Here is an 11830-nt window from a genome sequence, read left to right on the forward strand (position 1 = left end):
AGCAACTCTATGTTTCTCCAACAACATAGAGGACTGCATTGAAAGGGCAGACCTTGCTCTTAAAGAAGCCAAAAAAGAAGGGAAAAATAAAGTTGTGTTTATCACCCCCCCCCCCGATGCTTCAAAACATTAATACACAATGTTTTTTATGCTTTCAGCATACACATGCAAACATTTCTCTGATTCACTATCTCCAGCGTTTTCTAATAAGCTTTTCCAATCCTCCTTTAGTGGAAAACTTCTTCTTTTCTCGAAGCCGTTTAATAAGAACCGCAACTATTTCTTCTATCGATTTGACAGTTTTTCCCTCAAGATCAGCTTCATAAATCGTAATTTGGTTTTTAGTACTTATATCATTCAAAACCCCCTGAAATTTGAAAAAATTCTTTTTTAAAACTACTCCCAGAAACGTTCCACCAGTAAACCGACAAAACTCACCTACTCTTTTTCTCTGAAGCTCATCACCTATGTTTCCAAGTATTTCATCTCCTTTTTCCCATCCCTTAGTAAGATTGATGAGAAGAAGTCCCTTTATGTCAAAAACTACATAGACTATATCATTCCTATCCTGAAGGGAAGCTATTTTTTCTTTCCACTTGCTAAAGGTAGGAAGTCCCGTTATGACGTCTGTAAAGAAAGCTTCTTTTCGAAACTTCTCTAAATCTTCTGTAAGAAGAGAACCACGAAAAATATCCAGTACTCCTACCTTCTGTAATATCTTTATTCCAGCTTCTGCAACTTCAGGATAAAACGCCTTTCCAGAATCTTTTTCTATGATTGAGAGAGTTTCTTCAAGAGATAAAGCCTTTCTATATGGTCTATCAGTTGTAAGGGCATCGAATACATCTGCAACGCTGACTATGTTCACACTAAAAGGGATATCTTTTATTCCTAATGGATATCCTTTTCCATCAAGTCTTTCATGATGCTTTAAGACAATATCAAGAATAACCGGAAAGTCATAGTCCTTTAGAAGTTCATACCCGAGAAGAGGATGTCTTTCTATAAGCTTTCTCTCTAAAGAAGTGAGTGAATAAGGCTTTAGGAGAATGGCATCAGGAATTCCTATTTTCCCTATGTCGTGTAGAAAGGCAGCTGCGTATATCCTTGATAACTTTTCCCTCTCAAAACCGAGTTCTTTTCCTATAAGGTAAGAGTAAATAGCAACTCTCCGTGAGTGTCCTTCTGTGTAAGAATCCCGAAGAGAAAGAGCTTTCAACAAGATATTAAAATTTTTAAGCCATTCATGTTCTTTTTCAAACTCATTTATTTCTTCAAAAACAATCTTTAGCGTAGCTTCTCTGCCTTCTATCATTATCTCGAAATTCCCTATCCTACTCTCAATCCCATTCGCTCTTAGTCTATCAATCCATCTTTAATTAAAGATTGAAAAATAAACAAAAAGAAATTTTTAACCGCTTAATTAATTCCACAAGAAAAGAAATATCAAGATTCTGTTTAGAATATTTCCGTTTTACGGATTCCTTAATGAGAAATAGCTGAAGAGAAATAGCTGAAAGAGTTAGACCTGCCAGCAGTCCCTATGCTGGCAGGCAATTTCCCTCTGCCGAAGGAGGATAGCAGATGATAGTACTTACCACCGTATGATATTATAATAAACTCTAATTTAGAAATCGCCTAATTCCATAAAATTCGTTTGAAAGTTGAGAGGAGTGTCAGCATACGTTAACCCCATTCCCCTAATCCTCCTCTTCCAATCACCGCCCCTTCGTGGGCGGAATTCTTCTTCTAAAAGAACCAATCAAATATGACTCTTAACCTATGGCAAAACCAGAACTACTCTCATAGATTCCACACTAAGGGAGTCTAAAATGATTCTTGAAGATTTTTATAAACCTCCCGATTCTTTTAAGCTGATTCTAAAAATCAGCATAGTCTATTTTCCTATTCCCTTTTTTCTTGCTTTTGAAGACGATTACTTTTCTGCAATATAATTTCTCTTACAAAGCTATAGAAAAGCTTATTTGACCATAAAACCAAAACTTAAATCTGGCTTCCCTCAAAACTCCCATCCCCTAAGGTATTTCTCCTCCTTCAATTAGGAGGGGGAGATCTTCTTAACTTCATCAATCAGTCCAAATTTGAAATAAAAAAATCTACATATATCTTAATAAGCAAGTGAAACATTAAGCGAGGTATCGGAAACCATGAACGTGCAAGATAGCTTTCTAAACAGATTGAGAAAAGAGAGAATGAAAGTCAGTATTTTTCTCACAAAAGGAACTAAACTCGAAGGAAAAATCATTTTTTTTGACTCATTCACCATCCTCTTAGAAAGTAGTAAAGGACAAAGTCTAATTTACAAAAGTGAAATATCCTCAATCATTCCAGAAAAACCTATAAAGAATTTGTTTTCTCAGGTAAAGTGAGGACTAATCAAAATGAAAGCAAGAGAAGAGATAATCAATGCTCTTAAAAGAATGAGAACATTCACTATCAATCAGCTTGTAAGAGAAACCTGGAATCTTGATAAAGCCAATATCAACTGGGAAAGTACGATAAGAAGCTATGTATGGAAACTGGAAAAAAGAGGTTATGTCCGCAAAATAGACAAGATAAAAGAAAACGGTAGATTAGTAACTCTCTATCAAAGTCTTGTAATGTATGCTCCTGATAATGAGCTTAAATGGTAGTCTTCTCCTATTCAAAACTTCCTTTCTGACGCCTCTATCAGCCTCTCTGAGGCATTTTTTCACAAAAAACAGAGTTATATACTTGGAAAGCGAAAATGAGCGAATATATTAACGTTATAAATTTCAGTATATTGAAAAGTTATCTCATAGAATTAATTTTAAGTTAAATATCCCGTTCCAGTTCAGGCATCCCCAGGAAATCCATCCCATTCCTCCCTCTCCGAGGGAGGAAGCTTTTTTTAAGCTACCCCCCGCAGAAATTGACTACAAAAAAACTGTTTTAGACTACATAACCAAACTACATAATTGACTACATGGAGACTACATAAGCCAAAAAGCTTTCATAAGTTAGGTAATCCTAACTCCCGCAGCTGCTTTTTAATTTTAAGCCGTAAGGCTTTGTTTTTAGGAGAGATGCTTTTTCTTTAGGATTTGCTTTAAGGTTTCTTTCTCCTGTAAGTGGCTTTTTTTCCTTTTTCGTTCTCAAAAAAAAATTTAGATCAGCGGATGCTGGTAAATATTTTGGTGTGCATATTTGGTGTACATATTTGGTGGAAAACGGCAAGAGATTGGTAATCAACTAATTAGACCACAGTTCCGTTAGTGGATAACCACAGTTCCGTTAGTGGATAACCACAGTTCCGTTAGTGGATAACCACAGTTTTAGTGTGTATAATATTTTTGGAAAAGACATTGTTAACATTTGGGGTTATTATTATGGTTACTACACACATATCAAAAATAGATGCAGAGATTGAAAAGGTAAAAGAGGGAGCCCCCAAAGTTGATCACAATATAACTATTGCTGGATTAATGATTACGGATGCTGATACAGCTATCGAAAAATTAGAAAGAGAGAAAGAGGGAATTCTTAAAGGTCTTTATGTCTTCAGAAAGAGAATTCCAACTGGAGAAGTTTGTATAGCTAATGGTGTTGAATTTCCGAATGCAGAAGCTGTTGACTTGCTGTTGTATTTACTTGTTCACTTGGAAAAGAATGGCTGGAAGAGAAAGATAGAATTTGGGAGCATTCGAGAAGTAATAAGGGAAGTATTTAATGCGACTTCTGGAGGAAAATTTTGGGCGGATAAGTTAAGAAGACTTTTGGTTATCTGGAGAAATCATACTTATTATTTTCCAAGGAGTTTTGTTTGGAATGGAGAAGTTATAGAAGCATACTTTGGAGTTATAGATGATTGGAAAATTAGGACGCAAGGAAGAGGAAAACCTGCGAAAGTTGAGATTACTTTTAATGAGGATTTTCTCAAGATATGCAAAGATACTACGTGGTATAGACGTCCGTTGTGGATAGAAGTTCGTAAATTGAGAAAAGAGATAGCTAAAAGACTTTATATGCTTGCTTTGGAGTTTAAACCAAGAGAATCTTCTACGAATTGGCAAATTTTTTTGGATAGTGATTTAAAGTATTGGTATCGTAATGCTCTTAACTCCTTGGCTAATCCAAAATATTTACGTCCTTCAACTATTATCAAGCGTTTGGAAAGTGCTATAGAAGAGATTAATCATCAAACCAATCTTAGAATGGAGCTTTACCAAACCAGAGAAGGAAATTACGCTATTTCTGTGGAAGAAGTAGCTCCACCAGGATCGGAGAAGATAGAAATCCCATTCGACAAACTATCCGATGAGGATAAAGCCATTCTCATAGCCTATCTTGAAGTTGTGGCTGAGGAAAAGAAAATCAAAAACATTTGGGGATTTCTGCGTTCTATGACTTCAAGACAGGTAAAGGACTGGCTGAAGAAAGCCAAAGAATATTTTGAAAGTGAAGTTAAAAGCGATAAAGAAACACCGCTTACTGAAAAGCCCAGACTTCTGGAGATATTGAGAGACTGGGGAAGGAAGAAATTAGAGGGAAAGGAAATCCTCTATAAGACTTATTTTGGAGAGGATAAGGTTCTTAAAGCCTTTGAAAACAATAAGAAAGTTGTCTTTAAGTGTGTTGACAGAATAGTAGCAGACCTTCTTAAAAAGTATACAGAAGAGTTAAAAGAGGTCTTCTGCAAGGAAGTAATTTTTGAGGAGATTTGAGAAAGTAAGGTTTAGTTGTATTCCTCTTGTTTTGTAGCCTAATACCTGTAAGCTTTCTGTACTGTAATGTAGTCTTCCAATTTTCCTACGGATTACTTGAATTCTGTTTTTTCTTCTTTCTATGAATTCTTACCTTTACCCTATTTTTCACTCTTGTAATCAAGAGTTCAATATGTGCTGGTAGTTTTCCGTCTTCCTTTAGTGGAACGGAAAAGTGTTCGTGAATTATCTTTCTTAACTCTTCTCTTGCTGGGAAAAAGCCCTCTCTTTCATAGCCTTTTTCGAGTGTAAACTCTAAGAATTCCTCGATAGTTCCCTTTTTCTTTCTCTTCTTCTGTCTCCTTTTCTTTCTGCATATTGACTTGCAAGCAGATTCCACGATTTCGAGAGAATAAACGGAGAGAACCGCTTTCAGGTCTTCTAACTTCTGTCTCTCTTTCAGGAACCGAAGAACCTCTTCAAGTTCCATTTTAACTTTCCCTTTCTTTCTTCCGTTTTTCTTTCCGCTTGATTCTGGTATAAACCCTTCTTCTAACCTTTTCTATTGTAAGCTCTATGTTTGCAGGTAGTTTTCCATCAGAACGGAATTTAATCTGGAAGTACTTGTTCAGGAGCTGTCTAACCAGCTTTTTCTCTGGAAGTTTCCCATATTCGGAATAATATCTGGTCATGTAAGAATCAACCCATTGCTCGACTTTTCCCTGTTTACCCTTGAGTTTTCTAATCCGTTTCAGTTTCTTCCAGACAGCTTCTATTTCCCTTGACGGAAAGAGCCTCATAATGGCTTCAAGGTCTGACCTCTTTCTTCCTCTTTTTCGAAGCTCCTTCAAGATACTTTCAAGCCAGCTGTCCATTGACGGTTACCTATAACAAAAATGTAACTACTGCATGTGAAATTGTATCACTTATGTGTGAGAGATTTAGTTATCGTACATAACTACAGATACAATACAGAAGAAATACAAGTATTAAGTACAGTCGACGTTTTAAAAGAGATTAAGAAAGAAGATAACTATAACAAGCGTTAAAGTTTGAAAGAAGAAGAAATATATTATGTGGGCACATTCAGAAAAATGCAGTTTCCGGTAGTGGTAGGGTAGTGTTCCTACTGGAAGTTCTCTCTTTTTAGATTCCAGGTTTTTCTGATTTTATTCGTCTCATCGATATATTCGCCCGATTTCGTTTTTCAGGTATTCATACCTATTTTTTGAGTCGAATCGTTCCAGAGAGGCTGATAGAGTGGTCAGAGAGGGAGTTTTTATCTTCTCTCCCCGTGTATTGTTTTTCATATTTCGGGTATGACTTCGATGTTTTCCAGATGAATTGTGAAGTTTTCCTCTCCCTCTTCCGGTATTTCTATGAGAGGGACAGCTCTACTTTCTGGAGTAGGATAGTAATAGACACCTCTTTTCTTTGGATTGCTGACTGCTACGGTTAGGAGTTCTGCATATCCCTTTTTGAGCCTAACAAAGGAAAAAATACCATCGGTAACTTGCTGTCTTACTTCTTCAATGGTTTCTTCTGATATATCTCCACTTTCAAGTATGAGGCTAATAATTGGATGAAAGTTTCTTAGAACAAACAGTTGAAAATCAGAATCCTTACTAAAAAGTGAGTCTTTATTTGGTACTACGAGAATCTCCAGCTTGGAGAAAATTGGCAAACTTCCGGAAGTGTACTTGACGTTTACGAGCCTTTTATCGTCGCAAAGGTTTAGTAAATCTCCTTCGTATTCTTTAGCGAGGGTTTTGAGAAGTTCGATGTTGTCCATGATTACTCCTTTGTTAATCGGCTATTAGTCTAATTCTAATTGAAGTTTGATTGTATTAAGAAGAGAAAAAAGGAGGGGCAAGGAGAATACAAAATAGAGCAGAAGATATAGCTCCTCGGCATTGCAGGTATGGTTGCTGTGTGCATGCTTTAAAATAAGCAAAAAATTTTAAAGACTAATAGGAAAGTTGGACTGATGGAGAAAATTGACATTTATCCTGGTGAAGAGTTAGAAGCTATTACTTTTTTTGAAGAGATTCCGGTAAAAGAGAAAGTTTCTCTTCTTACTGTAGATGAGAAAAAGCTTGTGTGGATGGGGTCTTATAGATTCTTGTCTGTCATAAGTCATACTCGGGAATTTCTTACCAAGCTTGGTGATAAGGTATTTCGTTTTAAAGTTTTGAGTACTGGAGATAGAGGATTTATTTTTGTTACCAAGCAACCAGATTTAATAGATGGTGAGATATTTAAAAGACAGAACTTGAGAGTTACAGTATCCAGAGAAAGACCTATCAAGCTCGTTTTAAAAGGAAATGAGTGTATGAAGGATTTGTCATTTAATTCCTTCTGTGGAAAGGGAGAAGAATTATATCCATTGATTTTGAATGTTTATGACATATCTACTGGGGGAGTGGGAATACTCTTTAAGGAAGACTCTAAAATTTTAGAGCCCGAGATAAAGACTGAAATGAACCTTCTTTTTTTCAAAAAAGTTGGTGTAAAAACAGAAATAAAAGAGAAAGAAGTTTCTTTTTTGGGTGAAGTCACTAAGAAGGAAGAAATTTTTGAAGGAATTGTCAAGGTAGGAATAAGATTCCTAAGTTTGAAGAACAGTTCAGAAGCTTACAAATTCATTTTCAGGTACATTATTGACAGACAGAGAGAAATAAGAAAGTTATTGGAACTTTTGGTAAGTGAATACAGGAAAAACTCTAACGCTCTTGACTTTGAGGATATTTATGAATTATGAGGGGTTACAATGAGAAAAATAGTAATGGTATTCATGGTTTTGGTATCGATATTAACTCTGGGGTTAACTTCTTCTTGCTGTCCTGCATGTCATCCTTGTGGACCACATAGTCATCCGTCTTGTCCATGTAGGTAACGATTAAAAAAACTGCCAGCAACAGCTGGCAGTTGAAGAACAGAGAAAGAGAGGTTCCTGTAAGGAATTTGAGAGAGAAACCCCCACAGGTTGCCAGTCCAATCATCATTTTACAGCTTTTTCTGAAATTTTCCTTAGTTTTAATCTCCTTTTGAAAAGGAACTGCCAGCCGGAGCTGGCAGTTGTTCTGTAGGTGGAGGAGGGCAGAAATCACCCATCAGGTGGTAGGGGGTGCCTACTTATTCTTAATTCTAATTTTTAGATAGAAGTTTTTCTCTTTTCGTCAAGGAGTAGAAAGGAAAGTCTTTTTCTTTGATTGAAATTAGTGGTTACTTGGGGAAACGCTGTAACCGTAACAGATGAAGTTTTATCATATAGACAGTGAAGTGCGATGTTTAGAGTATTTAATGTGACTTGGAAAAATTGGTTTTAAGAAAAATTCAGGTGATTACAGAGTAATTCGGTATGTAGTTATGTAGTTTGTACTATTATGTAGTCAATAGTACAAATTCCCACATACGTAACGATTACAATATCATACGTAATTGGAATATATTGCCTGTAAGTTAAGGATAGGTAAACCTTTATATCAAGATTAGAATTTTTGGTAGGGAGGTATGATTTTATGAATGGGGTGATATCCTCTTTTTCTGATCCACTACGTCCTGAATGGATAGAAGAAGTTGCCAAGGGACTGAGGAAAAGAGGTCTTAAAAGGAGTGACTTAGAAAGAATAATGACCTGCTATCCATCAAGGGAAATTCAGGCAGTTTACAAGAAGATAATGAGGAGGAGAAAGAGAAAGAATAAGGAGATAAAAGTTTCCTCTAAACTGGAGGAATATCTCGAAAGCCTTTACTCTAACCGTTTAAAGAAGAAGGGAGAAACGATAAAAAAGGAAGAAGTCAGGTTTATTCTCAATACGGCTTTCAAAATTCCTTTAAATGAAAGAGGGAAGTTACCGAGACATATAGAGAAGCTGATAGATAAAGTTAGGATGAGGGTCTATAACAGGTATTTGAGGGAGAAGAGGAGAAAAGAGTTAATAGAGGAGATTTTCGGAAGAAGCATTGAAAATTCTTGACTTATAAGTAATGCAGGAAAGTTCAGCTATTCGTAAATGATAGAAAAAGGATAGGTCTATCTCCATGAACAGAAAACAGGGTTATTAATAGGCTTGTTAACAGGTAGCTGGTTTATAACTCTTTTTAAAAAGCCGTTTAAAAGCGGTTTTAAACTGCATTTTAAAAGTCAGTTTAAAGAGGGTTTTAAAAACCTGTTTAAAAGACACTTTAAAAGTCGGTTTAAAAGCAGTTTTAAAAATAGCTTTAAAAGTCAGTTTAAAGGGCATTTTAAAAGCCTTTTTAAAGGGAAGTTTAAAAAGTCTCCTATATGGCATAAATAGAGATAACTTTGATGGGAAAATTCATCCCGTATGGGAAAGATTTTTAAGTTTAACTGGAGGGATTCATTGAGCAAACAAAAAATGGACATCCTTCTTCGGGACTTGGTTCAGCAGATTCCGGAGAAGTTCGTTTATGTTCTTACAGGACATAAAGCAACCAGATTCCTTGACAATACCTTTCCATCGGTCAAAGAAAGACGGGCTGACTTTGTTCTGGAGCTTGATGACGGTTCAATCTTCCACTTAGAGTTTCAGAGTCAATCAGATAAGAGAATGCACCTACGAATGCTTGAGTATTACATTTTCCTCAAACAACGCTATCCTGACAGACCTATCAGACAGATGGTTTTGTTTGCTGGAGATGGAAATCCAAGAATGGAAAATGAGCTGAGGGATTGCGGAATAGTCTATACCTATGAAATCAAGAGTATGAAAGAAATAAAGTGCAGAGAGCTGATGGAAAGTGAGAAAATGGAAGATAAGATACTTGCAGTTCTCTGTAACGTTGAAGATTTTGAAAGTTACATTTTGAAACTGTCAGAAGAGCTAATGGAATACCCTGAAAAGGCAAGACAGGATTATTTAGAAAAGCTCTCCATAGCTCTCAAATATCGTCCTAAATTAAAATTAGAGCTTAAACGCATATTGGAGGAGAAAAAGTTGCCACTGACAATCACGGAAGAAATGATAAAGCAAGATCCGTTTTTCCAGGAAGGCATGAAGAGAGGAGAAAAAGAAGGACTGGAAAAGGGTTCTAAAAGAGAACGTCGAAGAATTGTTATGTCCCTTTATAGGAAAGGAAAATCTACAGAAGAGATAGCAGAGCTTTTAGACCTTCCTGTTGAAGAGGTTGAATCTTTGCTGAACAAAAAGCAGTAATTGAGTTTGACTATCAGAGGATAGGATGCCGCTTACAATTACCGAGGAAATGATAAAGCAAGACCCGTTCTTTCAAGAAGGAGTTAAAAGAGTAAGGAAGGAAGCCATTCAAAAACTCCACCTAAAAGGCAACTTCCCCCCAGAAGAAATAGCTGAATTACTGGAAGTGTCTCTGGAGTTTGTGAATAAAGCAATAGCTGAATTGCAGAAGGAAAAAGAGGAGAAGTAGAAGCAATTTTGTGAAAAAGGTATTTTGCAGAATTTTATAAGAGATAACCTTCGGAGAAAATTATACTTTTTCAACGGGATTATCTATGCCTTAAACGGTCGTTTTTTGAGTATGTAGCTTGGAACATTCTCTGGAAGCTGGGGAATATTTTCCTTCCGTTCTTTCCTTATTGTCGAAACTGTCCCTATCAAAGGGAAGTTTTATCGTGTCTGATAAAACCAGTGCCATAAAAGCAAGAGACAGAGTAAGAACTACCATTAAGAGATAAAGAAGAAAATCTGGAATAACCATACACATCTATTTCAACTCCTGCAAATTTGGAGTTTGAAATTTAATATTTGGAAGTCAAATTATAAGTGAGTGTGTCTAAATTGTGAGACAAAGGAGGATGAAAAATGCTTAGAGATGAAGATTTAAAAAATCTTACAAGAAAGAAGTTTCCATACTTCAAAGTCCTTGAGAAGAAGCATCAGGAACTTGATGACATTATAGATAAAATGGAACGAAAACATATTCTAACCCCTCAAGAGGAAATTAAGCTTGAAAAACTAAAAATAAAACGATTAAGACTCCGTGATGAAATGATGCTCCTTATGAAGAAAGCCCAAGAAACGGAATAAACAAAACTTCAAGCTATATAGAATAGAAAGTATCAAGTAATAAGTGTCTATTTTTCTCTACTAAAGTAGCATGGAAAATTGGCATTGGATCAATTGAGGTTAAAGGTCTGGCAACTACAGTAGCATAGAAAGGCATAGTTAAATTGTTGAAGTGAACAGGAACTCGAGTTACATAAACTATAGTAGAATATTTGGACACTCCTACTTCTACTTACCAATCACCAGCTCCCTTGAATTCCTTCCTCCTTTTTGGAGGAAGGTTCTTATTTACTAAAAAACTGTTAAAATGAAAAAAGACTTCAAGTTGGGGGAAAGGAAGACAGCCATGAAACAATTTTCAAACCACAGTCTAAATTTAAGTAACCCCGTTAAAGAATTTATGATTAGAAATCCGTACATAGTTAACTTATCCGATAGTGTAAAAAAAGTCGCAACTTTAATGGTCTTAGATAAAATCGGGAGTGCAATTATCGTAAACGGAGATAAAAAGCCCATTGATATACTCACCAAAACTGATATCCTAAAACTGATTTTCTTTAATCATGAAAGCATCACCATAAGAAAAGCTTTAAAACTTCTCAAGAAGAAAAAGAAAAAATTGCTTACAATAAATGAAGATGCCCCAATTACAAGTTGCATAGAAATTTTCATACGTGATGGAATCAAACATTTACCTGTAGTCAATAAAGAAAACAAAATTGTCGGAATAATTTCAGCAACAGATATAATCCAAAAAGCTTCATATCTCATTTTTATCGACAATCTAACAGGTCTTGGTAATAGACACTACCTTGAATCTCTCAAAGTAAAACTCAATAAATTCCATGGAAAAATATCAACAGGAATTCTTATGCTCGATATAGACAATTTTAAAAAAGTGAATGATACCTATGGACACTCTTTTGGAGATGAAGTATTACGAAAAATAGCCCAAACTATAATTAATAATATCCGTTTTGTGGACGAAGCCATTCGGTATGGAGGAGAAGAGTTTCTAATAATTCTCTTCAAGGCTCATAAAGAAGTAGCCCTAAAAATAGGAGAAAAGGTACGTCAAGCAGTCGAAAACATTAGATTCAAAAAATATCCAGAGTTCAGAGTAACCATCAGTGTAGG

General features: G+C 35.7%; 16 protein-coding genes. 10 read left to right on the forward strand and 6 right to left on the reverse strand.

Annotation, left to right across the window (positions count from 1 at the left end):
• Positions 1 to 187: 187 nt before the first annotated feature.
• Positions 188 to 1315, reverse strand: a complete 1128-nt coding sequence (locus ACYQ3A_RS11265) for an HD-GYP domain-containing protein (protein ID WP_459897457.1) — start codon at positions 1313 to 1315, stop codon at positions 188 to 190.
• Between the two features lie 517 nt (positions 1316 to 1832).
• On the opposite strand from ACYQ3A_RS11265, the gene ACYQ3A_RS11270 reads away from it, so the two are divergent.
• The 4 genes from ACYQ3A_RS11270 to ACYQ3A_RS11285 all read left to right on the forward strand — a co-directional run bounded on the left by ACYQ3A_RS11270 (position 1833) and on the right by ACYQ3A_RS11285 (position 4706).
• Positions 1833 to 1955 (forward strand): hypothetical protein, encoded by a 123-nt coding sequence (locus ACYQ3A_RS11270; protein ID WP_459897458.1) that lies wholly within the window; start codon positions 1833 to 1835, stop codon positions 1953 to 1955.
• Positions 1956 to 2168: 213 nt separating this feature from the next.
• The gene (gene hfq / locus ACYQ3A_RS11275; protein WP_459897459.1) at positions 2169 to 2390 is read left to right on the forward strand and encodes an RNA chaperone Hfq; all 222 of its coding nucleotides are present in this window, start codon (positions 2169 to 2171) and stop codon (positions 2388 to 2390) included.
• 12 nt (positions 2391 to 2402) lie between these two features.
• The gene (locus tag ACYQ3A_RS11280; RefSeq protein ID WP_459897460.1) at positions 2403 to 2654 is read left to right on the forward strand and encodes a hypothetical protein; all 252 of its coding nucleotides are present in this window, start codon (positions 2403 to 2405) and stop codon (positions 2652 to 2654) included.
• Between the two features lie 717 nt (positions 2655 to 3371).
• Positions 3372 to 4706 (forward strand): replication initiation protein, encoded by a 1335-nt coding sequence (locus tag ACYQ3A_RS11285; RefSeq protein WP_459897461.1) that lies wholly within the window; start codon positions 3372 to 3374, stop codon positions 4704 to 4706.
• Between the two features lie 85 nt (positions 4707 to 4791).
• Here ACYQ3A_RS11285 and ACYQ3A_RS11290 read toward each other — a convergent pair whose 3' ends face one another.
• From ACYQ3A_RS11290 to ACYQ3A_RS11300, 3 genes are all read right to left on the reverse strand, one after another.
• Complete coding sequence (locus tag ACYQ3A_RS11290) at positions 4792 to 5175, reverse strand: hypothetical protein (protein ID WP_459897462.1); 384 nt, start codon at positions 5173 to 5175, stop codon at positions 4792 to 4794.
• Between the two features lies 1 nt (position 5176).
• Positions 5177 to 5560: a hypothetical protein gene (locus tag ACYQ3A_RS11295; protein ID WP_459897463.1), complete on the reverse strand. Its 384-nt coding sequence runs from the start codon at positions 5558 to 5560 to the stop codon at positions 5177 to 5179.
• 431 nt (positions 5561 to 5991) lie between these two features.
• Positions 5992 to 6477, reverse strand: a complete 486-nt coding sequence (locus tag ACYQ3A_RS11300) for a hypothetical protein (protein ID WP_459897464.1) — start codon at positions 6475 to 6477, stop codon at positions 5992 to 5994.
• A gap of 195 nt (positions 6478 to 6672) precedes the next feature.
• Here ACYQ3A_RS11300 and ACYQ3A_RS11305 point away from each other — a divergent pair, with 195 nt between their 5' ends.
• Complete coding sequence (locus tag ACYQ3A_RS11305; RefSeq protein WP_459897465.1) at positions 6673 to 7446, forward strand: PilZ domain-containing protein; 774 nt, start codon at positions 6673 to 6675, stop codon at positions 7444 to 7446.
• Between the two features lie 31 nt (positions 7447 to 7477).
• On the opposite strand, the gene ACYQ3A_RS11310 is transcribed toward ACYQ3A_RS11305, so the two are convergent.
• The gene (locus tag ACYQ3A_RS11310; RefSeq protein WP_459897466.1) at positions 7478 to 7690 is read right to left on the reverse strand and encodes a hypothetical protein; all 213 of its coding nucleotides are present in this window, start codon (positions 7688 to 7690) and stop codon (positions 7478 to 7480) included.
• A 516-nt stretch (positions 7691 to 8206) separates the two neighbouring features.
• Here ACYQ3A_RS11310 and ACYQ3A_RS11315 point away from each other — a divergent pair.
• From ACYQ3A_RS11315 to ACYQ3A_RS11330, 4 genes are all read left to right on the forward strand, one after another.
• Positions 8207 to 8665 carry a hypothetical protein gene (locus tag ACYQ3A_RS11315; protein WP_459897467.1) on the forward strand — a complete coding sequence of 153 codons (459 nt, stop codon included), beginning with the start codon at positions 8207 to 8209 and terminating at the stop codon, positions 8663 to 8665.
• Positions 8666 to 9052: 387 nt separating this feature from the next.
• Complete coding sequence (locus tag ACYQ3A_RS11320) at positions 9053 to 9865, forward strand: Rpn family recombination-promoting nuclease/putative transposase (protein ID WP_459897468.1); 813 nt, start codon at positions 9053 to 9055, stop codon at positions 9863 to 9865.
• Between the two features lie 25 nt (positions 9866 to 9890).
• Positions 9891 to 10094 (forward strand): hypothetical protein, encoded by a 204-nt coding sequence (locus ACYQ3A_RS11325; RefSeq protein ID WP_459897469.1) that lies wholly within the window; start codon positions 9891 to 9893, stop codon positions 10092 to 10094.
• Positions 10095 to 10489: 395 nt separating this feature from the next.
• Complete coding sequence (locus ACYQ3A_RS11330) at positions 10490 to 10714, forward strand: HP1242/YdcH family protein (RefSeq protein ID WP_459897470.1); 225 nt, start codon at positions 10490 to 10492, stop codon at positions 10712 to 10714.
• 13 nt (positions 10715 to 10727) lie between these two features.
• Here the strand turns inward: ACYQ3A_RS11330 and ACYQ3A_RS11335 are convergent, their stop codons facing one another.
• A complete protein-coding gene (locus ACYQ3A_RS11335) occupies positions 10728 to 10913 on the reverse strand; it encodes a hypothetical protein (RefSeq protein WP_459897471.1) in 186 nt (61 codons plus the stop codon).
• Positions 10914 to 11093: 180 nt separating this feature from the next.
• Here ACYQ3A_RS11335 and ACYQ3A_RS11340 point away from each other — a divergent pair.
• A partial coding sequence (locus ACYQ3A_RS11340; RefSeq protein ID WP_459897472.1) for a diguanylate cyclase occupies positions 11094 to 11830 on the forward strand: 737 nt, incomplete at its 3' end.

This window comes from Desulfurobacterium crinifex (assembly GCF_054656775.1).